The sequence below is a fragment of the Constrictibacter sp. MBR-5 genome (assembly GCF_040549485.1).
Lineage (GTDB): Bacteria > Pseudomonadota > Alphaproteobacteria > JAJUGE01 > JAJUGE01 > Constrictibacter.
Genome location: NZ_JBEPTK010000002.1, coordinates 563,578 through 587,284, shown reverse-complemented (window position 1 = coordinate 587,284; position 23,707 = coordinate 563,578). Strand labels below are relative to the sequence as shown.

Annotated in this window: 20 protein-coding genes; 6 read left to right on the top strand and 14 right to left on the bottom strand. The window is 67.4% G+C overall.

Annotated features, from left to right (window positions below; genetic code table 11):
- Window positions 1–53 precede the first annotated feature (53 nt).
- The 3 genes from ABIE65_RS06755 to ABIE65_RS06745 are packed head-to-tail and all read right to left on the bottom strand — an operon-like array spanning window position 54 to window position 3,332.
- Window positions 54–1,298 (bottom strand): class I SAM-dependent methyltransferase, encoded by a 1,245-nt coding sequence (locus tag ABIE65_RS06755; RefSeq protein ID WP_354076526.1) that lies wholly within the window; start codon window positions 1,296–1,298, stop codon window positions 54–56.
- The gene (locus tag ABIE65_RS06750; protein ID WP_354076525.1) at window positions 1,295–2,266 is read right to left on the bottom strand and encodes an NADPH:quinone oxidoreductase family protein; all 972 of its coding nucleotides are present in this window, start codon (window positions 2,264–2,266) and stop codon (window positions 1,295–1,297) included. The genes ABIE65_RS06755 and ABIE65_RS06750 overlap by 4 nt, the downstream gene beginning before the upstream one ends.
- Before the next feature lie 34 nt (window positions 2,267–2,300).
- Entirely contained in the window at window positions 2,301–3,332 is a 1,032-nt protein-coding gene (locus ABIE65_RS06745; protein WP_354076523.1) for an NADPH:quinone oxidoreductase family protein, read from the bottom strand.
- A gap of 68 nt (window positions 3,333–3,400) precedes the next feature.
- Between ABIE65_RS06745 and ABIE65_RS06740 the strand changes: the two genes are divergently transcribed.
- Window positions 3,401–3,946 carry an RNA methyltransferase gene (locus tag ABIE65_RS06740; RefSeq protein ID WP_354076522.1) on the top strand — a complete coding sequence of 182 codons (546 nt, stop codon included), beginning with the start codon at window positions 3,401–3,403 and terminating at the stop codon, window positions 3,944–3,946.
- Between the two features lie 108 nt (window positions 3,947–4,054).
- Window positions 4,055–4,984 carry a 2-dehydropantoate 2-reductase gene (gene panE, locus ABIE65_RS06735; protein ID WP_354076521.1) on the top strand — a complete coding sequence of 310 codons (930 nt, stop codon included), beginning with the start codon at window positions 4,055–4,057 and terminating at the stop codon, window positions 4,982–4,984.
- Between the two features lie 110 nt (window positions 4,985–5,094).
- Here the strand turns inward: panE and rpsD are convergent, their stop codons facing one another.
- The 5 genes from rpsD to ABIE65_RS06710 form a co-directional block, all read right to left on the bottom strand.
- The gene (rpsD, locus tag ABIE65_RS06730) at window positions 5,095–5,712 is read right to left on the bottom strand and encodes a 30S ribosomal protein S4 (RefSeq protein WP_354076520.1); all 618 of its coding nucleotides are present in this window, start codon (window positions 5,710–5,712) and stop codon (window positions 5,095–5,097) included.
- A 155-nt stretch (window positions 5,713–5,867) separates the two neighbouring features.
- Complete coding sequence (gene otsB / locus ABIE65_RS06725; RefSeq protein ID WP_354076519.1) at window positions 5,868–6,665, bottom strand: trehalose-phosphatase; 798 nt, start codon at window positions 6,663–6,665, stop codon at window positions 5,868–5,870.
- A gap of 73 nt (window positions 6,666–6,738) precedes the next feature.
- Window positions 6,739–7,947, bottom strand: a complete 1,209-nt coding sequence (locus ABIE65_RS06720; protein ID WP_354076517.1) for a CaiB/BaiF CoA transferase family protein — start codon at window positions 7,945–7,947, stop codon at window positions 6,739–6,741.
- A gap of 64 nt (window positions 7,948–8,011) precedes the next feature.
- Window positions 8,012–9,049: a TIGR03617 family F420-dependent LLM class oxidoreductase gene (locus ABIE65_RS06715; RefSeq protein ID WP_354076515.1), complete on the bottom strand. Its 1,038-nt coding sequence runs from the start codon at window positions 9,047–9,049 to the stop codon at window positions 8,012–8,014.
- Between the two features lie 59 nt (window positions 9,050–9,108).
- Window positions 9,109–10,842, bottom strand: a complete 1,734-nt coding sequence (locus ABIE65_RS06710) for a GMC family oxidoreductase (protein ID WP_354076513.1) — start codon at window positions 10,840–10,842, stop codon at window positions 9,109–9,111.
- A 77-nt stretch (window positions 10,843–10,919) separates the two neighbouring features.
- On the opposite strand from ABIE65_RS06710, the gene ABIE65_RS06705 reads away from it, so the two are divergent.
- On the top strand, window positions 10,920–11,291 hold the full coding sequence (locus ABIE65_RS06705) for a DUF423 domain-containing protein (protein WP_354076511.1): 372 nt from the start codon (window positions 10,920–10,922) through the stop codon (window positions 11,289–11,291).
- Between the two features lie 2 nt (window positions 11,292–11,293).
- On the opposite strand, the gene ABIE65_RS06700 is transcribed toward ABIE65_RS06705, so the two are convergent.
- A complete protein-coding gene (locus tag ABIE65_RS06700; RefSeq protein WP_354076509.1) occupies window positions 11,294–13,105 on the bottom strand; it encodes an ABC transporter transmembrane domain-containing protein in 1,812 nt (603 codons plus the stop codon).
- A gap of 186 nt (window positions 13,106–13,291) precedes the next feature.
- Here ABIE65_RS06700 and ABIE65_RS06695 point away from each other — a divergent pair, with 186 nt between their 5' ends.
- Window positions 13,292–14,653, top strand: a complete 1,362-nt coding sequence (locus ABIE65_RS06695) for a pentapeptide repeat-containing protein (protein ID WP_354076508.1) — start codon at window positions 13,292–13,294, stop codon at window positions 14,651–14,653.
- 31 nt (window positions 14,654–14,684) lie between these two features.
- On the opposite strand, the gene ABIE65_RS06690 is transcribed toward ABIE65_RS06695, so the two are convergent.
- The 5 genes from ABIE65_RS06690 to ABIE65_RS06670 all read right to left on the bottom strand — a co-directional run bounded on the left by ABIE65_RS06690 (window position 14,685) and on the right by ABIE65_RS06670 (window position 21,509).
- Window positions 14,685–16,346 carry a thiamine pyrophosphate-binding protein gene (locus ABIE65_RS06690; RefSeq protein ID WP_354076506.1) on the bottom strand — a complete coding sequence of 554 codons (1,662 nt, stop codon included), beginning with the start codon at window positions 16,344–16,346 and terminating at the stop codon, window positions 14,685–14,687.
- A gap of 135 nt (window positions 16,347–16,481) precedes the next feature.
- The gene (locus tag ABIE65_RS06685) at window positions 16,482–17,453 is read right to left on the bottom strand and encodes a quinone oxidoreductase family protein (RefSeq protein WP_354076504.1); all 972 of its coding nucleotides are present in this window, start codon (window positions 17,451–17,453) and stop codon (window positions 16,482–16,484) included.
- Window positions 17,454–17,535: 82 nt separating this feature from the next.
- Window positions 17,536–18,231, bottom strand: a complete 696-nt coding sequence (locus tag ABIE65_RS06680) for a dienelactone hydrolase family protein (RefSeq protein WP_354076502.1) — start codon at window positions 18,229–18,231, stop codon at window positions 17,536–17,538.
- A 109-nt stretch (window positions 18,232–18,340) separates the two neighbouring features.
- A complete protein-coding gene (locus ABIE65_RS06675) occupies window positions 18,341–19,681 on the bottom strand; it encodes a PAS domain-containing sensor histidine kinase (protein ID WP_354076500.1) in 1,341 nt (446 codons plus the stop codon).
- A gap of 199 nt (window positions 19,682–19,880) precedes the next feature.
- Window positions 19,881–21,509, bottom strand: a complete 1,629-nt coding sequence (locus ABIE65_RS06670) for a thiamine pyrophosphate-requiring protein (protein ID WP_354076499.1) — start codon at window positions 21,507–21,509, stop codon at window positions 19,881–19,883.
- Between the two features lie 156 nt (window positions 21,510–21,665).
- On the opposite strand from ABIE65_RS06670, the gene ABIE65_RS06665 reads away from it, so the two are divergent.
- Both ABIE65_RS06665 and ABIE65_RS06660 read left to right on the top strand, forming a co-directional pair.
- Window positions 21,666–22,871 carry a pyridoxal-phosphate-dependent aminotransferase family protein gene (locus ABIE65_RS06665; RefSeq protein WP_354076497.1) on the top strand — a complete coding sequence of 402 codons (1,206 nt, stop codon included), beginning with the start codon at window positions 21,666–21,668 and terminating at the stop codon, window positions 22,869–22,871.
- Window positions 22,868–23,686: a phosphodiesterase gene (locus tag ABIE65_RS06660; protein WP_354076496.1), complete on the top strand. Its 819-nt coding sequence runs from the start codon at window positions 22,868–22,870 to the stop codon at window positions 23,684–23,686. Before ABIE65_RS06665 ends, ABIE65_RS06660 begins: the two co-directional genes overlap by 4 nt.
- The last annotated feature ends 21 nt before the right edge of the window (window positions 23,687–23,707 follow it).

Sequence of the window (23,707 nt, the reverse complement as noted above, 5' to 3'; positions counted from 1 at the left end):
CGACGGGCGATCAGCGCATAATGCTCCGCGAGCGGCCATGGAAGCGCCAGCCGTCACTCTGTCACGTCGGCATGACGCAGCAGCAGTTCGTTCAGACCGTTCAGCACGTCGTAGAGCGCGCGGAACTGGCTCCGGAAACGCTCCGCCCCTTCCGTGCCGTCGCCCACGGCCAGATCGTCCGCGATCCCGCCGACGGTACGCCTGCCATCGATCCGTTCGACGATCGCAGCCGCCAGCGGCGGCACCGGGAAGCGCAGGTCGAGTCCCCCGACCGTCACGGCTATGCTGCCGCTGCGCAGCGAGCGGGCCAGTGCCGCGGCATCGAGGCGCCGCAGCACCGGCACGACGGCCGGATCGGCCGCGTCGGGCATGGACACACGGTGCGCGGCGGGGGCCGCGTAGAAAACGTGCTTGGTCATGTTGCCGGCGAGCAGTTCCGCCGCCGCCTGCCGGTCTCGCAGAGGCAGGTCGGTCAGAACCCGGCGCAGGTGCGGATCCCGGACATAGGTCGCAGGGTCGTAGGCGCAGGGCTCTATGAATTTCAACACCGTGAGCCCAGCTTCTTCACAGAGCACGTGAACATCGTCGACCGTGTAGGCCCGGTCGCGGGGGTGCAGCAGGAGGTCGTAGAGCCCGGCGTCGCCGCCGCCGACATGGTCGCGGACGAAGGGATTGCGCACCAGCGGATTTGTCGACGGCAGGGCCGGCACCAGGCGCTTCGCCAGGGCGAGCCGCACCTCGGGGGCCTCGTCGACCGGTGCCAGGCGGCGGAGCAGATCCTGCACCTCGTAGACGCCGGCACGGCCGAACATGCCGTAGACCATCAGGCCGAGCCCGCCATGCGGCGCCAGAACCGCGACGAGCGCCCGCAGGCCGGCAGCCGGATCTTCCAGATGGTGCAGCACGCCGCAGCAATCGATGTAGTCGTAGGAGCCGGGCGCCACCTCGCCCACGTCGAGCAGCGAGCCCGTCACGAACCGCACGTTCGTCAGGCCGCGCGCCGCGACGCGCGCCTCCGCGATGCGGCGCGAGGCCCGCGACATGTCCAGTTGCACCACCTCGCCGGGCACACCGCGGTCGGCCATCTGCTGGGCCAGCATCACCGTGGCGTCGCCGGTGCCGCCACCCGCCACCAGCGCGCGGAACGGCCGGGCGAAGTCGAGGCGGCCGCCGAAAACGTAGTGGTTGACCTCGTCGAGATGACTCGGCGACCCGACGATCAGCCGCTTGCGCTCGTCGCGCGGGTCGCGGGCGGGATAGGGCAGCGCCTCGTACTGGGCGGCGACCGGATCGGTCACACGGTCACCACGACCTTGCCCCGGGCACGGCGCGACGTCAGCACCTGGATCGCCTCGACGGCGCGATCGAGCGGAAAGGTCTCCGAGACCAGGGGCTTCAGCTTGCCTTCGCCATACCAGCCGATCAGCTCTTCGGCGCTGACGCGCAGCTGGTCCGGGCGGTCGAAACGGAAGTAGCGCAGGGACGAGCCGAGGGCGGCGCGATGCTTCACGAGCAGCCGGTTGGTGGCCAGCTTCGGGATGCCGGCGACGAACCCGATGACCAGGATGCGCCCGCCCCAGCCGAGCGAGGAGACGGCGGCGTCGAACAGATCGCCGCCGACGGGGTCGTAGCAGACGTCGACTCCCCTGCCGTCCGTCAGCGCCATCACGCGCTCGGTCAGGTTCTCGGTCGTGTAGTCGATGCAGGCGTCCGCACCGTGATCGCGGCAGATGGCCAGCTTTTCAGCACTGCTGGCGCAGGCGATGACGCGGGCGCCCATCGCCTTGCCGATCTCGACGGCGGTGAGGCCGACACCGCCCGCCGCACCGAGCACCAGCATCGTCTCGCCGGGCTCGAGCCGCCCCTGCCAGCGGATCGCTACGTGGGAGGAAAGATAGGCCAGCAGGAAGGCGCCGCCGGTGACGAAGTCCATGCCTGCCGGCAGAGGAAAGGTCTGGTCCTCGCGCGCCAGGGTCTGCTCGGCGAAGCCGCTATGGTCGAGCAGCGCCATGACCCGGTCGCCGGTGCGGAAGCGGGTGACGCCCTCGCCCACGCGCAGCACGGTGCCGGAGGCCTCCAGGCCGGGTGCGAACGGGAATTCCGGCCGCGTCTGGTACTTGCCCTGAACCATCAGCGAATCGGCGAAATTCACCGCCGAAGCCTTCACCGCCAGCACCATCTCGTGGCGTCCCGGCGACGGCTTGGCCATGTTCTCGATCTTCAGTGTCTCGACCGGTCCCCAGTCGCGGCAGACGACGGCGCGCATGGCGGCTCCTTTCCTGCTTCTCGACGGCGGGAGACTAGAGTCCCCTGCCCGCCGCTTCCTCGTTCATCGCGAGTACGACCTTGCCGGTGGACTTGCGGCCGAGCACCAACGCCATCGCGTCCCGAAAGCCGTCGAGCGGCAGGACGTCGCTGACGACGGGATTCAGGCGGCCGGCACCGAGCCAGCCGAGCAGCCGGTCCATCAGGCCACGCATGCGCTCCTCGTAATCGTAGCGCGCGTCGTAGGGGCTCCAGCCGTAATAATAGCCGAGGTTCAGGCCGACGACCGTGATGTTCTTAACCAGCAGGATGTTGGCGGGGATCTGCGGGATGCGGCCGGCCGCGAACCCGACGGGCGCGATCCGTCCCTCCGGCGCGATGCAGCGCAGGGACTGGTCGAACACGTCGCCGCCGACCGGGTCCAGGACGGCGTCGACGCCCCTGCCGCCCGTCAGATCGAGGACGGCGTCGCGGAACGCCGTGTCGCGATAGTTTATGCCGTGGTCGGCACCGTGCTTCAGCGTCAGCGCGACCTTATCGTCGCCGCCGGCGGTCGCGATGACGGTGGCGCCCATCGCCTTGCCGATCTCGACCCCGGCGAGGCCGACGGCACCGGCCGCACCGTGCACCAGCAGCGTCTCCCCTGCCGCCAGCCGCAGGAGATGCGGCCACAGCAGCGCCGCCCCCGATGTCGCATAGGAGTTGATGAGCGGCACCGCCCGCGTGAAGGCGACGCCCTCGGGCACCGCGAACGTGTTCACCTCGAGCGCCAGCGCCTTCTCTGCGAGGCCGCCCCAGTCGAGCGCGGCCATCACGCGGTCGCCGGGCTGGAAGCGCGTCACCTCGGCGCCGACCGCCTCGACGAGGCCGGCGACCTCGGTCCCGGGTGTGAAGGGGCGCGGCGGCTTGCGTTGGTACTTGCCTTCGACGACGAGGCTGGTGGCGAAGCTGACGCCGGTCGCCTGGACCCGGATGCGCAGCTGCTTCGGGCCCGGCTCGGGGTCCGGCAGTTCCTCGATCTCCAGTTCGTGGAACGGCGTCCACTCGCGTACCAGCACCGCGCGCATGTGTACTCCCTCTGCCTGCCGCCGCCGCATCGCTTGCGCCGCGGGGTCCGCCGGCTTAGGAGAAAGCGATGCGTGGCTATTTCGGAATTGGGGCCGAAGGTATCAGCAAGCCGACGAACGTCGGCACGCTGTTCCGCACGGCCCATGCCTTCGGGGCGAGCTTCATCTTCACGGTGAACGCCCAGTACGCGCGCAAGGCGGGCGCGAAGACGGACACCTCGGACGCACCGGGGCACGTGCCCTTGTACAGTTTCCCCGACGTGGCGTCGATGCAGCTGCCCCAGGGCTGCCGGCTCGTCGGCGTGGAACTGACCGAGGACGCCATCGAACTGCCGAGCTTCCGCCATCCGACGTCCGCTGCCTACATTCTCGGCCCGGAACGCAGTTCGCTGTCGCCGGCGCTGGTGGAGCGCTGCGAGTTCGTCGTGAAGATCCCGATGCGCTTCTGCGTCAATCTCGGCGTCGCCGGATCGATCGTCATGTACGACCGCCTGCTCAGCCTCGGCCGCTTCCCCCAGCGTCCCGTGAAGGCCGGCGGCCCGACGGAGGAACTCAAGCCGCACGTCCATGGCGGACCGATTCTCCGCCACCTGTGGGCGCGCAAGACCAAGTGACGCGGCGGGTCAGGCGCGGCCGGCCAGAAGCGCTTCGTACAGCGCGATGATCATGACGGCCCATGGCGCAAAGCGTGCATCGGACAGACGTCCGAAGGGGAGAGGTATATGAGGATCCTTGTTGTCGGCGCCGGTGCTACCGGTGGCTATTTCGGCGGCCGTCTGGCGGAAGCGGGCCGCGACGTGACCTTCCTGGTGCGGCCCGGGCGTGCGGTGAAACTGAAGGAGAGCGGCCTTCAGATCACCAGTCCGCTAGGCGACGTCACGGTGACGCCGAAGATCGCGACCACCGACAGCCTGGATGGTCGGTTCGACGCCATCCTCATGACGGTGAAAGCCTATACGCTGGACGCGGCGATGGCGGACGTGGCGCCGGCCGTCGGGCCAGAGACGATGATCCTGCCGTTCCTGAACGGCATGCGCCACATGGACGTGTTGGCAGGGCGGTTCGGCGCGTCGGTGCCCCTTCCCTGCGTCTGCAAGATCGGCAGCACGCTGGACGAGGCCGGGCGGGTCGTCCACTTCAACCGGTTGAGCGAACTGGTCTACGGGGAGGCCGACGGCAAGCCGTCGGAGCGCACCATCGCGCTCGACACCGTCATGCAGGGCGCCCTGTTCGACGCCAAGCTGTCGCCTGCCGTCATGCAGGAGATGTGGCAGAAGTGGACCATGCTGGCCACGATCGGCGCGGCTACCTGCCTGATGCGCGGCACCATCGGCGAGATCGAAGCGGCCCCCGGCGGCACGGACTTCGTACTGGCGCTGCTCGAAGAGGTCCTGGCGGTGGTGCGCGCCGTCGGCGTTGCACCCGCCGACGCGTTCGTCGAAACGATCCGCAAGAGCCTGACCCAGAAAGGCTCGCCGCAGGCGCCGTCCATGTACCGCGACCTGCAGTCGGGAGCATCCGTCGAGGCCGACCAGATCGTCGGCGACATGGCGGCTCGAGGCCGCGCAGCGGGCATCTCCACCCCGTTGCTCGCTGCCGCATACGCCAATCTGTGCGTCTATCAGGCGCGCCGCGATGCGGGGGCGGCCTGAGCGGGCGGTGACGGCTCGACGACGCAATCCCTTAGGACCGGGGTCGCCGTAGCCGCAAAGAAAAAGGGCCGCCCTGAGGAGCGGCCCTTTAAAGGTCGGTTGGCCGAGGATCAGCGCGAGTAGAACTCGACGACCAGGTTCGGCTGCATCTGGCAGGGATAGGGCACGTCGGCCAGCTTCGGGCCACGGATGTAGCGGCCCTTCATCGCGCTGTGATCGACCTCGAGATAGTCGGGCACGTCGCGCTCGCCGGACTCCGCCGCCTCGAGCACGAGGGCCATGTTGCGGGCCTTCTCGCGCAGCTCGATCGTGTCGTTGTCCTTCACGAGGTAGGACGGGATGTTCACGCGCTTGCCGTTCACCAGCACATGGCCGTGGTTCACGATCTGGCGGGCCGCGAACGGCGTCGGCACGAACTTCATCCGATAGACCACCGCGTCGAGGCGGCGCTCCAGGATCTCGATCAGGTTCTCGCCGGTGTCGCCGCGACGGCGCACGGCCTCGGCGTAGTACTTGCGGAACTGCTTCTCGCTGACGTTGCCGTAATGGCCCTTCAGCTGCTGCTTGGCGCGGAGCTGCACACCGAAGTCCGTCGACTTGCGGCGGCGCTGGCCGTGCTGGCCGGGCGGATAATCATGGTTGTGGTTGAGCGGGCTCTTGCTGCGGCCCCAGAGATTGACGCCGAGGCGTCGGTCGATCTTGTACTTGGCGCTGATGCGCTTGCTCATAAGACAATGTCCCGTTGCGGTTCGTTCTTGTCCCGATAGTTCCGGTCGCCGGCTGGGACCGGACGGGGCACGTCGTGCGCACCCGCATTCTCGGAAGTGGCGCGCAATATAGTGATCGTCGGGCGCGTGTCAAAGAAAGCCGCGCCGCCCGGCGGTCAGGCCTTGCAGAGCAGGTCCAGAAAGCGCCGTACCTCGTCGGGATCCCGCAGGGCATAGGCCGCGGCGGACGGCTCGGCCGGATCGCCGACCCGGACGCCGATGCCCCTGCCCCGAAGCGCCTCGAAACCATCCTCGTCCGTGACATCGTCGCCGACGAAGACCGGCATTAGCCCCTCCCCGCCATCGGCCAGTGCGTCGAGGAGAAAGAGGACAGCCTTGCCCTTGTGCCACTCGATCCCGGGCTTGAGCTCGAAGACCTTCTTGCCTCCGGACTTTTTCAGGTCCGGGTGGCCGGAAAGGGTCGAATCGACGGCGGCTTCGACCCTTGGCGCGTCCTGTTCCGCACAAAGGCGGTAGTGGATCGCGACGGCGAAGCGCTTGCGGTCGACGATGGCGCCGTCGATGTCGGCGAGCGCGTCGCGCAGTTCCGCCTCCACGGCATCTAGAACCGGCAGAAAGCGCGCCGCCTCCGGGTGCTCCACATGGGTGCCGTCGGCCTTCAGGATGTCGAAGCCGTGGCTGCCCGCATAGGCGATGCCGTCGACTCCGACCCTGGCACGGACATCCGGCATGTCGCGGCCGCTGACCACCGCCACGGGCCCGCGCTCAGCCTCTCGCGCGATGACCTCGCGCAGGCCGGGTGCGAGAACGGCATCCTCGGGCCGGGGGACGATCGGCGCGAGGGTACCGTCGAAATCGAGGAACAATGCCGGCGGCCGCCCCGCCGCCAGCGCCATGATCGCGTCGATCTCCGCAAGGGCCGAGGGTCGCTCCCGTCCGCTGCTGCTGCTCATGCCGTCTCCCACGCTCCGACAAACTGTGCAAACGCACGCGCCGGCTGCCGGGTCCCGCGTATCATGCCCAGTGTCAGACGACGCCGGCGGCGCGCAGTGCGGCCACCTCGTCGGCACCGAAACCCATCTCGTCGAGGATGGCGTCGGTATGCTGTCCGAGAAATGGCGGCGGCACGTCGGTGGCGGCATCGTCGCCGTCCAGCTTGAACGGCAGACCGACGACGGAGAGCTCGCGGCCGAAACCCTCGGGCGCCGCCACCTTGCCGATGATCCGACGATGCTGCACCTGGGGGCTTTCGACGACCTGCGGGACGGTGGCGACGGCGGCGCACGGCACGCCCGCCGCGCCGATGCGGCTCTCCCAGGTCGGCGCATCGGCGCCCGCCAGCGCTTCGACGATCGCAGCGCGCAACGGCTCGGCATTGGTCACCCTGCCCTCGCGCGTGTTGAAGCGCGGATCTTCGGCGAGATCCGGCCGGCCGATGGCCTTGCAGAGGATCACGTACTGGCCGGGCGTCGCCGCAGCGATCAGCAGAAAGCCGTCGCCGGTCGGGAAGACATCCGACGTCGCGCTGCCGGTCTGGCTGCGATTGCCATAGAGCCCCGGGACGATGCCGCCGTTCTGGAAAATGCTGATCACGGGGCTCATGAACGAGAGCGCCGTATCGAGCATCGAGACATCGAGGCTGCGCCCCTTGCCGGTGCTGTGCCGCTCGAACAGCGCGCCGGCAATGGCGAAGGCGGCGGTAACGCCAGTCGCCATGTCCGTCGCCCAGAAGCCGGTCTTCATAGGCCCGGTGTCGGGATGGCCGGTGATCGACATCATCCCCGATGCCGCCTGGATCGCCGGATCGTAGGCCGCCTGTTTCGACTTGGGCCCGGACTGGCCGAATCCGGAGATGGAGCAGTAGATCAGGCGCGGATTCACGGCCTGCAGCACATCCGGGCCGAAGCCCATCCGCTCCATCGTGCCCGCCTTGAAGTTCTGGATGAGGACGTCGGACTGCGCGACGAGGCGGTTCACCACGTCGCGCGCCTCCGGCTTCTTCAGGTCCAGGGTGAGCGAGCGCTTGCCCGTGTTCATGCTGATGAACATCGGCGAGAGGCGGTTGTCCTGCAGCGGCCCAGGCGCTGCCAGCATCTCGCGCGCCTGGTCGCCGCCCGCGGGCTGCTCGACCTTGATGACGTCCGCGCCCAGGAGTGCCAGGTGGTTCGTGGCGTAGGGTCCCGCCAACACCTGGGTGAAGTCGAGGACGCGAACGCCGCTGAAGGGCTTGCTCATCTGCTGCACTCCGATGGCCGCGCGGGACTGCCGCCCGGTTTCATGGGACGGGGCCGAAGGCGCTTCACGCGGTTGGCCAAGAAACGCCGGGTATGGCCTTGATTTTGCTTAGGACTTCGCGCTGTTGGTCGAGATCCGTGCCCGGCGCGAAGTCGAAGCTGATCCAGTCCGCGACGCCGCCGAAACGCTCGGCGATAGCGTCGGCGATCGTATCGTACGTACCGACGGCCGCGAACAGCCGAACCACGTCGTCGGACACCTCAGCCGCCATCTTGTCCCACTCGCCGGCCAGCGACATCTTGTGCAGCTTGAGGCCCAGTTCCTCCAGACCGTGCACGGCGAAGACCCCGTGATAGGTGCGCGTTGAGCCGTAGAAGGCGACGCGGTAGCGCACCCAGTCCATGCGTTCCTTCACGGTCGCCTCGTCGGGACCGGTGGCGATGAAGCCGCCGCCGACGACCTCGAAGCCCTCGGTCGTACGCCCCGCCTGGCGCAGCCCCTCGGCGACATTCCTGAACGCCACCTGCTCGGTGTAACGGCGCGTGCAGAAGCCGTGCAGGCGGACGCCGTCATAGGTCGTCCCGGCGAGCCGCATCATCGCCTCGCCGACCGCCGCGACGGACATGCCGAACATTGGCAGCCCGGTCTTCTTGGGCATGAACTCCGGCGTCATCAGGGTGAAGCTGTAGTGCTTGCCCTCGTAACGCAGCTTCTCGCCGTCCTCCCACGCGGCCCAGATGGCGCGCAGGCTCTCGCCATACTCGCGCATCCGTGGCTGCGGTGGCGTCCAGGGCACGCTGAAGCGTCGCTCGTTGTGGCCCTTCACCTGGCTGCCGAGGCCGAGATGGAAGCGGCCGTTGCTCGCGGCATGGATGTCGCGGCTGATGTTCGCCACCACCATCGGGCTGCGCGGAAACGCCACCACGATGCTCGTCGAAAGCCGAACCCGCTCCGTCGCAACGGCGGCCAGGACGAGCGGCGCGAAGGGATCGTGCCGCAGTTCGTTCGTCCGAACGCCGTCGAAGCCGACGGCTTCGGCCGTCTTCGCGGCGGCGGTGACGGCCTGCCAATCGTCTTCCGGCAGCGACGTGTCGACGCGCATTCTCTCTCGTTCCTCCTCGGATAGTCGGAACGGCCGCTCGAACGGCGGCCGCGTCCCTCTCAGGCTGTCGCGACGCGCTCCCCGGCCGCCTGTTTCTGGCTGGTCAGGATCGTGTCGGCGATCTTTTCGGCGCTCATGATTGTCGGGATGTTCGTGTTCGCGCAAGGCACCCGCGGGAAGATCGAGGCGTCCACCACGCGTAATCCCCCGACGCCGCGCACCCGCCCCTGATTGTCCGTGACCGCCATCGGGTCGCCGTCACGGCCCATCCGGCAGGAACAGGAGGCATGCCAGACGCCGATCGCGGACTTACGGACGAAGGCTTCCAGCGCCTCCTCGTCGGACAGGACCTTCTGCAGACCGTCGCCCTCCGTGATGATCTTCTCGATGAGGTTCTTGCGCAGCCAGACAGGCCCGTCGAGCAGTCGGGCGAGGATGCCGGTGATCAGCTTGTTGCGCGTGGTCACCGTGCCGATCGCCCGCACCCGATCGCTGTAGGTCGACGGGAACGCGTCGAACACGTAGCGTGCCATCGCCTCCGAGGCGAGGAAACCGGCCGCCATTCGTACGCCCTGCATAAGACGAAGCAGATCGCGCCGGTCCGAGAGCAGACCGAACTCCACCCGTGGCTCGTCCCGCCAATCGCGGCTGTCGAGTTGCACCTGGCCGCTGGAGTAGGTGTTGTTGACCCACATCAGCATCGAGCCCAGTTGCTCGCCGACGGCATGCCAGGCCGACTTGTTCACCGCGACCATGGCCATGTCGCCCGGCGGCGAATCCTCGATGTTCGACGAGTACCGCAGGTAGACCAACAGGTGGCGCCGCATGTCGTCCGGCAGTCGCGCATCGGGAGCGACGAAGGCCGAAACGCCGACGGCCGGATGGTCCATCAGGTTCTGGCCGACGCCGGCGAGGTGGTGCCGGACTTCGATTCCCATGTCCTTGAGGTGCCCCGTGGGGCCGATGCCGTTGCGCATCAGCATAGCGGGCGAATGGATGGCGCCACTGGAGAGAATGACCTCGCGCGCCCGGAACGTCTGCTCCTGGCCCTTGTGCTCGGCAACCACGCCGACGCAGCGCAGCCCTTCGAAAATCAACGATTTTACCTGGGTTTCCGCCTGGATCCTCAGGTTCTCACGCAGGCGCACACCTGGGTCGAGGTAGCCGATCGCGGCGGAGACCCGCCGGTCGTAGGCGTTCGAGATGGTGATGGGGAAATGCCCGTCCTGCCATTCGCCGTTCATGTCGGGATGATAGGCATAGCCGGCCTGCTCGAAGGCCTTCGCCGCAGCATGGGCGTAGGGAGTCCAGAGGTCCGGAAAGATGCGGCGGATCGGGATCCGGCCCTCGTTACCATGGTACGGACCTTCGAAATCCATGTCGCGTTCGAGCTTGCGGAAGAAGGGCAGGCATTTCTCCCAGCCCCAGCCCTCGGCGCCCATCGACTCCCACTCGTCGTAATTGTAGGGCGCGCCACGGTTGGCGAGCTGCCCGTTGATCGACGAGCCGCCGCCCAGCACCCGCGCCTGCTCGTATTTGCGCAACGGCGGCCGGTTCGTCGGGTCGTTGTGGGGGATTGGCTGCGTGTAGACCTTCAACTGCGTCCAGTGGAAGCGCTGATCGAAGTATGCCGTGCCCGGATAGCTGTCGAGAATCTCGGCGGGCACCTTGCCGTGCGGTGTGTCGGGCCCCGCCTCGAGCACCAGAACCCGGTTAGCGCTCCGGGCGGACAGCCGATTGGCCATGACACATCCCGCGGAGCCGCCGCCAACGATGATAAAGTCGTATTCCATCCGGGCTTCCCCTATCGTTCTGATGTCCGGAGTGTGACGCGATTATCCTATCGCCGCCAAGAGGAGGGCGACGACCGATGATGCGCCTGTGGATTGTGTTCGCCGGCCTGAACGGTCTGTGTGCCGTGGGGCTAGGTGCATGGGCGTCGCACGGGATGGTCGACTTCCCGACGGCCGCGGCACTGATGAAGACGGGCGTCCAGTATCAGATGTGGCACGCTCTAGCCCTGATCGGGGTCGCGTGGCTCTCCGACGATCCCGGCGTGCCGAAGGGGGTGATCGGCGTCTCCGGCTTCTGCTTCCTCGCGGGAATTCTGCTTTTCTGCGGCTCGCTCTATGCGACCGCGACCGACGGCGTGTCGCTGTTTCCGATGTCCGCGCCAGCCGGGGGCCTGCTGCTGATGGCAGGTTGGGTCGTGCTCGGGATCGCCGGCCTGATGCGGCGCTGAGGCTACTCGGCCGCGTAGGGCTGCGCGAACTGCAGTTCGGCGAGGCGCGCGTAGAGGCCGCCCTGCGCAACGAGTTCCTGATGGGTACCGCTGCCGACCACCCTGCCCTCGTCCATGACGACGATACGGTCGGCCTTCAGCACGGTGGCGAGCCTGTGGGCGATCACGATCGTGGTGCGACCGCGGGACAGCTTCTCCAGGGCCTCCTGGACGACATGCTCGCTCTCGGCATCCAGGGCGCTCGTCGCCTCGTCGAGCAGCAGGATGGCCGGATCGCGCAGGATCGCCCGAGCGATCGCCACACGCTGGCGCTGCCCGCCGGAGAGCCGCACGCCACGCTGGCCGAGGAAGGTCTGGAAGCCCTCCGGAAGCCGCTCCGCGAAACGCGTTACAGCCGCCGCATCCGCTGCGGCACGGACCTCGCGCTCCGTCGCCTGCGGGCGGCCATACCTGATGTTCTCGAACGCGTCGGCCGAGAACAGGACGGGATCCTGCGGCACGAGGCCGATTCGGCCGCGCAACGCCTGCGGGTCGGCGTCGCGCACGTCGACGCCGTCCATTGAGATGCTGCCCGCCTGCACGTCATAGAAGCGCAGAAGCAGCTGGAACACGGTCGTCTTGCCGGCGCCGGACGGCCCGACGAGCGCCACCGTCTCACCGGGCCTGACGTGCAGCGAGAAATCGTGCAGGGCCGAGCGGTCCGGCGTGGCGGGATAGCGGAAGGTCACATGGTCGAAGACCACCTCGCCACGGGCGAGGTCGGGCAGAGGACGCGGAACCGCTGGCGGCTGCACCTCCGACTGCGCATGCATCAGTTCCAGCAGGCGCTCGGCGGCGCCCGCCGCGCGCTGCAGGTCGCCCATGACCTCGCTGAGAGCGCCGACGCTGCCCGCGACGACGACCGCATAGAAGATGAACGCCGCCAATTCGCCACCGCTGATCGTGCCCGCCATGACTTCCTGACCGCCGAGCCACAGAACGACTGCGACCGCGCCGAAGGCCAGCATCATGACGACCGCGGTCAGGATGGCACGCGCGCGAATGCGGCGCTCCGCAACCCGCATGGCCTCCTCGACCCGGCCACTGAACGCCTCGGCGTCATGCCGCTCCCGGCCAAAGGCCTGAACCGTCTGGATGGCGTTGATCGTCTCTTCTGCGTTGTCGCTCACATCGGCCAAGCGGTCCTGGCTAGCCCGCGACAGGCTGCGTACGCGCCGGCCCAGAATGAGGATCGGGGCGACCACGAGGGGAACGACGAGGGCGACGAGGCCGGTCAGCTTCGGGCTCGTCACAACCAGCAATGCTGAGCCGCCGAGCAGCAGCAGGATGTTGCGAAGCGCCACCGACACCGAGGAACCGATGACCGTCTGCACGAGGGTCGTGTCGGTGGTGAGGCGAGACAGGATTTCGCCTGTCTTGTTCGTCTCGTAGAAGGTCGGGCTCAATGTGAGGATGCGGTCGAAGATGCGCTTGCGCACGTCGGCGACGAGACGCTCCCCGAGCCACGAGACGAGGTAGAAGCGCGCGAAGGTGGCCCCCGCGAGCACCGCGACGATCGCCAGCATGAGCAGGAGCGCCCGGTCGAGGACGGCCGGATCCTGCCCTTCGAAGCCGTTGTCGACCAGGCGGCGAAGTCCGAAGCCGACATAGAGCACGGTACCGGCGGCGACTGTGAGCGCGAAGAGCGCGCCCAGGACCCGGGCACGATACGGTCTGAGAAAGCCGGCCAGTTCCACGAGCGGACGCAGCTGTCGCGGCGATACCCGCCGCGACCGGCCGCTCGCTTCGTCTGGCCGGTCGGTTTCGACCGGCACGGTTGGTTCGGGATCGGACGAGGTCAATGGCCCATTCGTCGGCTGCACTTCATCCACTGGTCTTACCAATCGTGGAACGCCGGGACAACGTATCCGCGGCAATCCGGCGCGGATTGATTGGCGGCATTTGGCGACAATTAACGTTTCGCCGCGACATTCGCATGGCTCGAAACCGGAGACACAACATTGACCGGCACGCCGCTCGACCAAGCGACGCTCGATCTGGCGATGGCGTCGCACGACAAGTTCCTCCGGGGCGTACCGGGTGGTCGTCGGCTGATTCTCAACGGGCGCGACGCGTCCAACCTCAGATTCCGCAACTCCAACCTGACGACCGCGGAGATGGTCGGCACGAAGCTGCATTACGCCCAGATGAGTGGCACCATCCTTGCCCGCGCGAACCTCTTCGGCGCCGACCTGTTTGGCGCCGACTTACGCAAGGCTGACCTGAACCGCGCAGACATGCGGGGCGTTTCCCTGCGCCGGACGAATCTCGATTCCGCCAACCTGACCGGTGCGGACATCCGAGACGCAGTGCTGATGGGCTGGGATCGCGATACTGGAATCTCCGACTACCGGCCGAACCACACTGGCACGGTGATCGAGGACACGATCCTCACCAACGCCAACCTGTCCGAATCGAAGCTGAATCGCTCGGGCAGCCGACGTACCGACCTCCAGCAGGCGAATTTCCGCAATGCCCGCTTGGCACAGACCGACTTCAGCGATTCGGACCTGCGCGGTGCGAGCTTCATCGGCGCCGATCTGACGGGAGCGGTGCTCGCGAACTGCCTGCTCAACGGCGCCGTGCTATCAGGGGCGTCGCTCGCCGGTGCCGACATGTCCAACGCCGACCTGACGGCAGCGCACTTCGCCGACGCCGACCTGTCGAAGACGGCCCTCTCCGGGGCGCTCTTCCCCAAGCAGCTCAAGACGTTGGCGAAATCCATTCAGGTCATCATCGAGGATCACCTGCTCTGGGTACAGAGCCTGGGGCGCGAGGGCGAACAGGCCGACCTCACCGCCGTGGACATGACGCGCGCCGACCTGTCCGGCACCGACCTCTCCGCGGCGCGGCTCGAGCGTGCGACGCTGACCGAAGCGCGACTGGCGTCGACGCGCCTGACGATGGCGGATCTCGGCGGAGCCCTGCTGTACCGCACCCATCTCGCCGACGCCGACATGCGCGGCGCCCGCCTGCGCGGCGCCAACCTGACCGGTGCCATCCTGCGACGGGCCAAGCTCGGCCCGATGCGCATTGCCAGTTCCCATGCCGTCACGTGGCCGGCCTGCCTCGCCGACGCGGTGCTGGTCGGGGCGGACCTCCAGGGAGCGGATCTTCAATCGGCGAACTTCTCGGGCGCCGTGCTGGAGCGCGCCGACTTGCGCGGCGCCAATCTGCGCGGCGCCAATCTGCGCGGCGCCGTGCTGATCGGGGCGCAGATGGACGGCGCCAACTTGGAGCGGGCCGACCTCACCGATGCTGTCGGCCTCCCTCCCCCGATGCTGGACGCCGCCACGGCGGCTCCGCGCGTCTATTTCGGCTGACGCCCGACGCCGGAGCGCGGACCGATGACCGTCAGTGCTTGCGGCCGAGCTTCACCTGCTCGGCGAAGTAGGATGGGAACGGCCCGATGGCGGCCATGTCCACCTCGACGAGCGACGGCCCCGGCGTCTTGATCGTCTTCGCGACCACATCGCCCAGTTCGTCCGCGCGGCTGACCTTGGCATAGGTCATGCCAGCGAGCTTCGCGACATCCGACAGTTCGGGATTCTTGAAGTCGGCATAGTAGTTGCGGCCGCCCTGGAGGGCGTCCTGGATGTGCTTGATGACGCCATAGCCCTTGTCGTTCATGACCAGGAACATGACGTCTGCCTTCTCCTGGGTCGCCGTGAGGATCTCGGCGATATTCAGGAAAAAGCCGCCGTCACCGCACATCGCCACAGTCTTGCGGCCGGGTGCGGCGATCGCCGCCCCGATACCGTGCGACAGCCCCATTCCGATGGCCGCACCCACGGCATAGACGCTGTCCTTGGGGTCGTTCAGCGGGAAGAGCCTGTTGCCCCACGTCGTGTTGTTCAGGGTAATGTCGCGGACCCACACCGTATCCGGCGGCAGAGCAGCGCGAAGCTGCTCGGGGAACGTGCCGTAAGGGCCGAGGAAGGACTTCAGCGCGGCGTGCTCGCTCTTCCGGAGTTCCTTGACCTCTTCGACATAGCCGGGATCGGCCTTGTAGCCCCGATTTTCGAGACGATCGGCCAGCCCGCCCAGCGCCAGGGCGGAGTCGGCGCAGATGAACAGATCGCTGGAATAGGTTCGGCCGTTGGCGGCCGGGTCGACGTCAATCTGCGCGCGCTTCGGGGGCAGCTTCATCGACAGGTCGCGCGTCTCGTGCCCACGCACCCGCGAACCCGCAATGACGAAGGCGTCGACCGTCGCATAGAACTTCTCGACGGCGCCGGAATTGTTGAAGGCGCCAAGCACCTGAGGATGATCCTCCGGCACGACGCCGCGGCCGTTGACGCTCGTAAACAGCGCGAAGCCCATGTTCAGCAGGCGCTTGGTCGCAGCGCCGGCGTTCTTCGCGCCGTTGCCCAGCCACAGTGCCGGCCGCTTGCCGGCCGCGACCATGTCGGCCAACGCGTCGAGCATCGCCGGATCGGCCGGCTGTGGCGCCGGTACCGGCAGTTTGAAATTGTCCATCGCCGCCGGGCGCTCGACCGGCGCGCGCTGCAGGTCGATCGGGATCTCGACGCTGACGGGCCCGGTCGGCGGGGTCAGCGCTTCCGCCGCGGCGCGCATCAGCGTACCGAACGCCGTCTCGGCGGAGGTGACGCGATAGGCACTCTTCGAGATCGACTTCAGCATCCCGAGCTGGTCGGGCACGTCGTGCACCGCGCCGCGGCCCTTGTCCACGTGCAGGGTCGACGTCTGCCCCGTGATGTGCAGCAGGGAACTTCCGGCGAAGCGTGCCTCCACGATAGCGCCGACCGCGTTCGCGGCACCCGGACCCGTGCTCGTGAACATCACGCCCAGTCCGCCGACCACCCGCGCATAGGCGTCGGCCATGCTGCCGCCGCCGGCCTCGCCGCGGCTCGGGACGAAGCGGATCGCGTTGCGACGGCCGATCGCGTCGAGCATCGGCATGTTGTGGATCGAGACGATGCCGAATGCGGTCTGGACGCCGCAGCCCTGAAGAAACTCGGCGACGAGATCGGCGACCGTATACGTGTCAGCCATTTTGGGTTCGCTCCCTTGGATGGTCCGGCGGCCCCGCCAGCAGTCGGCGGCGGCAGATCCTGGCCGGCATCATTGACCGGACAACCGTTGGCACGCAACGGCCGTCCGGCCCAGCCAGCCTCGCCCAGGGCGAGATCACACGATCAGGACGCTCGATCCCGTCGTCTTCCGCCCTTCAAGGTCACGATGTGCCTGTGCCGCGTCCTGGAGCGCATAGGTGTGATTGATCTCGACCTTCACGATCCCCTGGCGCACCGCACCGAACACATGACCGGCGACTTCCTCCAATTCCTCGCGATTGAGCGTGTAGCTGCCCAAAGTCGGCCGTGTGAGATAGAGCGACCCATGCGCCGCGAGCACGCCGACGTCGATGGGCGGGATCTTGCCCGACGACTGGCCGAAGCTGACCATCAGCCCGCGCGGCTTCAGGCACTTGAGGCTGTCCATGAAGGTCGTCGCCCCCACCGAATCGTAAACCACTGGCAGCATCTTGCCGCCGGTGATTTCCTTCACGCGATCGACGAAGCTCTCCCGGGTGTAGATGATCGTGTGGTCGCAGCCGTGCGCCTTCGCCAGCGCCGCCTTCTCGTCGGTGCTGACCGTTCCGATGACCGTCGCACCGATGTGCTTCGCCCACTGGCAGGCGATGAGGCCGACGCCGCCCGCCGCCGCGTGAATCAGGATCGTGTCGCCCTTCTGGACCGCGTAGGTCCGGAACAGGAGATACTCCGCGGTCATCCCCTTGATCATCATGGCAGCCGCCTGGCGATCCTCGATGCCCTCCGGGATCCTGACGATCTTGTCCGCGGGCAGCAGCCGCGCCTCGGCATAGGCGCCCAGCAGCCCGGGATAGGCGATGCGGTCGCCTTCCTTCAGGCTCGTCACCCCCTCGCCCACGGCTTCGACGACGCCGGCCGCCTCGTTGCCGATCACGCCGGGCAGCTTCATCGGGTAGAGGCCGCTGCGCTGATAGGTGTCGATGTAGTTGACTGCCACTGCGGTCTGGCGGACGCGAACTTCGCCCGGACCGGGCGCCCCGACATCGACGTCCTCCCAGCGCAGCACGTCGGGACCGCCGGCTTCATGGATGCGGATCGCCTTGACCATATGTCCCCCGATGCAGGGCCGGTCACGGGCCGGCCATCGTGTGAAGATACCGGCCACGGACAACCGCGGCCGGCAGGTTGGTTCAGCGCAGCGCCGACTTGAACAACTCGGCCGTCCGGCCGTTCGCGGCGTCGGCCGCGTCCTTGTCGTAAGGCTGCCCCCCGATGCGGGCGAAGGCGTGATCCATTCCGGGATAGGTGTGGATCGTCACGAGCGGGTTGCCCGACAGGCCGTCGACGATCTTCGCCTGAGCCTCCGGTGGAACGAATTTGTCGGCTTCGGCGATATGCAGCATCAGCGGCTTCGATATCGCATGGGCCTCGCCCAGCTTGTCCTGGATGCCGACGCCGTAATAGCCGACGTTCGCATCGGCATCCGAACGGCACGCCATCATGTAGGCGAGAAAGCCGCCCAGGCAGAAGCCGACCGTCCCGACCTTGCCGGTGCATTCCGGCATCGCCCGCATCGCGGCGAGCGTCGCCTTCAGGTCGTCTATCCCCTTCTCGACGTCGAAGCCCTTATAGAGCGCGAACGCCTTATTCCATTCCGCCTCGGTCTGGTCGGTGATGTCGACGCCGGGCTCTTGCCGCCAGAACAGGTCCGGCGCGACGGCGATATAGCCTTCGGACGCCCACATGTCGGCGATGTCGCGCATCGACTTGTTGACCCCGAATATCTCCTGGATGCAGAGAACGCCGGGCCCCTTGCCGGCCTTGGGCATGGCCACATAGGCCGAGAAGCTGCCGCCGTCGGCGGCCTTGATCGTGGTCGTCGCCATTTGCCGTTCCTCCGTATCGCGCTGCTTGCGGTCGCCGCAGACATTAACGCGGCAGCCCCACCTCTCCAACCGTCCGCCGCTCCACCGCAGACCCGGATCAGGCTCCAAGTCAGCCCGGCATGCCTGCATCCGCATGCTCGACGAGCCGCGCGGCAGGCAGGCGGACCGTCACCACCGTCCCGGTCCCAGGGGCACTCGAGACGGAGATGGAACCGCCGTGCATCTGAACGAAGCGCTGGGTCAGCGCCAACCCGAGGCCAGCACCTTCGGCGCCGCGCGTCAGATGGTTGATCACGCGGTTGAACGGCTCGAACAGCGCGGGGATCTCATGGGCCGGAATGCCGACACCGGTATCGCGTACTTCGATTTCCAGGTCCCCGACCACGCGTGCGGCGACGGTCACCAGACCGCCCGAAGGGGTGAACTTGACCGCATTGGAAACGAGATTGAACAGGATCTGGCGCACGCGGCGCGCATCGCAATAGAGATGCGGAAGCGCCCGCACGACTCTCAGGCGAAGATCGACGCCACCGCGGTCGGCATGCACCTGCATGGTCCGCATGACGTTGTCGATCACCTCTTCGAGATCGATCGTCTCTTCGTTGAGAGCTTCACGCCCGGCCTCGATCCGTGCGAGATCCAGGATGTCGTTCACGATGCCCAGCAGGTGACGGCCGCTTGCCCCCACGTCGCGGACGTACTCGCGATAACGCGGGTCGCCGACGGGCCCGTACAGTTCCATGTCGATCAGGTCGGAGAAGCCTATGATCGCGTTCAGCGGCGTCCTGAGTTCGTGGCTCATCGCGGCGAGGAACGCACTCTTGAGGTGATTCGCGCGCTCGGCCGCCTCTTTCGCATCCAACAGTGCGCGTTCTGCGTCGAAGCGCCCGGTCACGTCGGTGCCGATGGCGCCGATGCCGACAATCGCGCCGTCGTCCGCGTGGATAGGGTACTTCATGACGCTGGAGTGAAAGACCCGGTCACCGCGCGGATGGGCGATCTGCGTCTGCTGAGGCTGATCGGTCTCCAGCACCAGACGGTCCGCGGCATCGTAGAGCTTCGCCAACTCGCGGGGGAACACCTCTGAGGGGTGCTTGCCGAGCGCGGTGTCGGTGCCGATGCCGAACCAGGCCTCAGCACTGCGGTTGAGGAAGACGTAGCGCCCCGCAGTATCTTTCAAGACGATGCGCAAGGGCGCCTGATCCAGCAATGCACGCACTTGGTTCGGGCCCATCATGCGCGTGAGAGCCGGCGACCTACCGCCGTTCGTCCCCCGGGTGGCGAGGACGGATCCGGCGAGCGTCGCCATGGCGCCGATAACGGCCAGTACGGCCGCGCCCATGCCTCCAGCGCCAGAAATCCAACCGGCGCCGCCGGCCAGACAGCCGGCCGTCGCGGCGGCCAGCCATACCGACAGCGGCGTCTTCGACCGGCGGCGCTCTATCGCCACGCGGCCGCACCTCGTCCCCTCCCGGCTCCCAGCCATCTTCCCCCGCCCCGAACACGGATCGCTCAGACCGGCACAGCCGGTGTCGTGGCATGGACCAGACGGTCCACGTTGCGGCCAGACGGTCTAGGCGCGGACCATCGCTACCCGCTGCGCCAGGGAGCCACTATCCCCGGTCCGGCGACCGGGGATAGTGCGATACTTACTTGAACGTGGAGATGCTCGTCTCCTTACACGTGATGAACTCGAGCAGTGCCGGCTTGCCCTGCTTGGTCTGCTCGATCCCGCGCTTGATCGCCGGGATGATCTCCGACGGCTCGGTGATGCGCTCGCCGTAGCCGCCGAACGCCCTGGCCATGGCCGCATAGTCTCCGGAGATGTCGGTCGAACGATATTTCTTCGTCGACTCCGGCATGACCGCGAGTTCGATGGCCATTGAGAAATTATTGAAGAGGATGGAGAGGATCGGGATGTTCTCGCGAACTGCGGTCTCGAAATCCATCCCTGTGAAGCCGATCGCCGCGTCGCCCCAGACGTTGATGCAAAGCTTGTCCGGACACGCGAGCTTCGCCCCCATCGCGAGGCCGAGGCCGTAGCCGAGTTGGGTCGTCTTGCCCCAGCCGATGTAGGTGAGCGGCTCCGTACACGTCCAGAACGGCGAGATCTGGTCGCGCGGGCTGCCGGCGTCGTGGGTGATGATCGTGTTCGCCACGTCCACCGTGTGCATCAGGTCCCAGATGACCCGGTAGGGCGAGAGCGGGTTGTCGTCGGAGGTCAGCTTCGGCATCCACTGTGCCAGCCATTCCTCGCGCATCGCCGCGATCCGCTTGCCGACGGGCGCCGCGTCCCGCGGGCTCGTCACGGTCTTGCCGGCCTCCGCGAGCATGGCGTCGAGCGTCAGGCCGGCATCGCCGACGAGGCCGATCGTGCAGCGCACATCCTTGTTCAAATGGTCGGGGTCGAGGGTGGAGTGGATGATGGTCTTGCCCTTCGGCATCGACACGCCGAAGTTCGTCTCAGTGAAACTGCAGCCGATGCCGAAGATGACGTCGGCATCCTGCAGGAACTGGTGCACCGGCTTCGGCATCGCGCGCCCGCCCGAACCCAGTGCCAGCGGATGGTTCTCGGGGAAGGCACTCTTGCCCTCGAGACTGGTGCAGACGGGAATGGCGAGCAACTCGGCGAGTTGCTTCAGCTGCGGCCAAGCCTTGGCGTAATGCACCCCCTGGCCGACATAGAGAACCGGATTTTTGGCGTTCACCAGCATTTCGGTGGCGCGGCGGAGTTCTGCCGGGTCCGGACCATAGCGGGTGGAGATCACCGGCGCGTAGTCGATCTCGCCGATCTCTTCGTTCATGACGTCGGAGGGAATCTCGACCAGGACCGGGCCGCCGCGTCCGTTGCGCAGCTTGGAGAAGGCCCGCCGGAAGATGTTGGGGATCTCCTGCGGGAAGACCACCGGCTCGGTCGACTTGGTGATCGACTTCATGCTGATGGTCGAATTGTAGTTCGGGTCGATGTGGGCGATGCGGCGGGCATAGCCCATCGGCAGCACCAGAAGCGGTACCGACTCGCCATAGGCCTGGGCGACGCCGCCATAGGCGTTTTCCGAACCGGGCCCGTGCTGCATGGCGAAGACGCCGATGGTCTTTCCGCTGCTGAGGCGCGACATGGCGTCGGCCATGTGCAGCCCGACGCGCTCCTGACGCACGATCACCGGCCGGATGTCGGCCCGCGCCGCATATTCCAGCACATGGTTCACCGGGTAGCCGATGATGACCTCTATCCCCTCGCGTTTCAGGATCTCACAGACGGCTTCTACGGCTTTCATGGGTTTCCTCCCTGTGGCGTGACGCCATTCTGTCGGTACCTTCCGCGCGAGGGCAAGCCGGGCCGGCTGCCTTGATTGCGGTGACGCCGTCGGCGTCGCCGGACCGATCGCCTTCGTGCTATCAGTCGCGGAACCTAAGCTTAGCCGGAGTTTCGCATGGCCGTCATCCGCGGGCGCCAGTTCTTCCAGAATCCCGGTCCGACGAACATTCCTGACCGCATCCTGCGCGCGATGAACCGTCCGGCGGTCGACTTCGTGCAGACGGACTTCCGCGCCGTCGTCGACGAGTGCGTCGAAGGCTTAAAGTACGCTCTGAAGACCGAGGGGACGATCGTCGTCTACACCGCATCGGGGCATGGCGCCTGGGAGGGCGCGCTGGTCAACACGCTGTCGCCGGGCGACCGCGTGTTGGTCTGCGATTCCGGCTATTTCGCGCTGCATTGGGCGGCGATGGCCAAGGCCCACGGCGTCGAAGCCGAGATGCTGCCCGGTGACTGGCGCAAGGGCGTCGACCCCGCTGCCGTCGAGGCGCGGCTGCGCGCCGACGCCGCACGTGACATCCACGCCGTCCTGCTGGTTCACAACGAGACGTCGACCGGGGTCGCCAACCGTGCCGCCGACATCAGGCGGGCGATCGACGCCGCTGGCCACCCGGCGCTCTACATGATCGACACCATCTCCTCGCTGATGTCCTTCGACTTCCGCATGGACGAATGGGGCGTCGACGTGGCGGTCGGTGGGTCGCAGAAGGGGTTGATGCTACCGGCCGGCATGTCGTTCAACGGGATCAGCGGCAAGGCACTGGCCGCAACGCAATCGGCGCGCTGCGCCCGCAGCTACTGGGACTGGCGCAACCTGCTGAGCGACGGACGCCAAACGGGCTTCTCCGGCACGGCCGCAGTGCACCTCTGGTTCGGCATGCAGGAGGCGGTCCGGATGATCCGGGAGGAGGGCACGGAGGCGATCTTCGCGCGACATCACCGGCTGGCCGAGGCCGTCCGGCGGGCGATCGCTGCATGGAGCGTCGGCGGCGGACCAGAACTCTACGCATCGGATCCACGTGTGTTCTCGGATTCGGTGAGCGCCGTTCTGATGCCGGAGGGTCATGACGCCGAGGCTGTGCGGCGGATCTGCCTCAATCGGTTCAACGTCTCGATCGGCGGCGGCCTCGGCACGCTCTCCGGTCGCGTCTTCAGGATCGGCCACCTCGGCGACCTCAACGAGCCCATGATCCTGGGCACGATCGCCAGCGTTGAGGCGGCGCTGCGGGCGGCAAGAGTCCCGCATGGACAGGGTGGGACCGCCGCGGCCATCGCCTATCTGGCGGACACGCCACAGCCCGGGGTGGAGACAGCGCCGTGATCGTCGTCCAGATCGGCGACACGCACATCGATCCCGCGCGACCGGCGGCGGGCGGGCGGATCGACACCGCGGAGGCGCTCGCCCGCTGCATCGCCCAGATAAACGCGCTTGAGCCGCAGCCGACCCTCGTTCTCCATACGGGCGACCTGGTCGAGCGCCGGACGCCCGCGGAATACGCCGCGTTCAGGGAGATCGCCGCGGCCCTCCGCGCGCCCTTTTACGCCATTCCCGGCAATCACGATGGCCGCGATGCGATGCGTGCCGCGTTCACCGATGCGCCATGGATGCCGCAGGACGGCGACTTCATCCAATTCACGATCGACGACGCGGGCCCCCTGCGCCTCGTCGCCCTCGACTGCACCGTTCCGGGAGCCGGAAGCGGCGCACTCTGCGATGAGCGCCTCTCCTGGCTCGCCGCGCGCTTGGCCGAGGCGCCGGCGCGGCCGACGATCGTCGCCCTGCATCACCCGCCTTTCCCCACGGGACTTCCAGAGATCGACCGCGGCGGCTTCGGCGGGTTGGATGCGTTCAAGGCGATCATTGCCGACAACGTTCAGGTCGAGCGTGTCGTGTCGGGCCATGTGCACCGCGCGATGCATGTCCGCTTCGGCGGGACGATCGCGTCGACGGTGCCGTCCACCTGCTACCAGTTCGCGCTCGACACGACCGAGGGCGCACCGCTCGCCTACATGATGGAACCCCCGGCCTTCGCCGTGCATCGATGGACGGCCCACGGGCTTCTATCGCACCTCGTGCCGATCGGTAGTTGGGATGGCCCCTTCCCCTTCCTCAAGGACGGCCGCACGATCCGCTGAGCCGGGGGGTACGCGAGCTGG

Coding starts and splice junctions, on each gene's coding strand:
- ABIE65_RS06750 (WP_354076525.1), bottom strand. CDS start 2,266: ATGCGCGCCGTCGTCTGCCGCGACTGGGGACCGGTCGAGACACTGAAG.
- ABIE65_RS06745 (WP_354076523.1), bottom strand. CDS start 3,332: ATGCGCGCGGTGCTGGTACGCGAGTGGACGCCGTTCCACGAACTGGAG.
- ABIE65_RS06740 (WP_354076522.1), top strand. CDS start 3,401: ATGCGTGGCTATTTCGGAATTGGGGCCGAAGGTATCAGCAAGCCGACG.
- panE (WP_354076521.1), top strand. CDS start 4,055: ATGAGGATCCTTGTTGTCGGCGCCGGTGCTACCGGTGGCTATTTCGGC.
- rpsD (WP_354076520.1), bottom strand. CDS start 5,712: ATGAGCAAGCGCATCAGCGCCAAGTACAAGATCGACCGACGCCTCGGC.
- otsB (WP_354076519.1), bottom strand. CDS start 6,665: ATGAGCAGCAGCAGCGGACGGGAGCGACCCTCGGCCCTTGCGGAGATC.
- ABIE65_RS06720 (WP_354076517.1), bottom strand. CDS start 7,947: ATGAGCAAGCCCTTCAGCGGCGTTCGCGTCCTCGACTTCACCCAGGTG.
- ABIE65_RS06715 (WP_354076515.1), bottom strand. CDS start 9,049: ATGCGCGTCGACACGTCGCTGCCGGAAGACGATTGGCAGGCCGTCACC.
- ABIE65_RS06710 (WP_354076513.1), bottom strand. CDS start 10,842: ATGGAATACGACTTTATCATCGTTGGCGGCGGCTCCGCGGGATGTGTC.
- ABIE65_RS06705 (WP_354076511.1), top strand. CDS start 10,920: ATGATGCGCCTGTGGATTGTGTTCGCCGGCCTGAACGGTCTGTGTGCC.
- ABIE65_RS06690 (WP_354076506.1), bottom strand. CDS start 16,346: ATGGCTGACACGTATACGGTCGCCGATCTCGTCGCCGAGTTTCTTCAG.
- ABIE65_RS06685 (WP_354076504.1), bottom strand. CDS start 17,453: ATGGTCAAGGCGATCCGCATCCATGAAGCCGGCGGTCCCGACGTGCTG.
- ABIE65_RS06680 (WP_354076502.1), bottom strand. CDS start 18,231: ATGGCGACGACCACGATCAAGGCCGCCGACGGCGGCAGCTTCTCGGCC.
- ABIE65_RS06670 (WP_354076499.1), bottom strand. CDS start 21,509: ATGAAAGCCGTAGAAGCCGTCTGTGAGATCCTGAAACGCGAGGGGATA.
- ABIE65_RS06665 (WP_354076497.1), top strand. CDS start 21,666: ATGGCCGTCATCCGCGGGCGCCAGTTCTTCCAGAATCCCGGTCCGACG.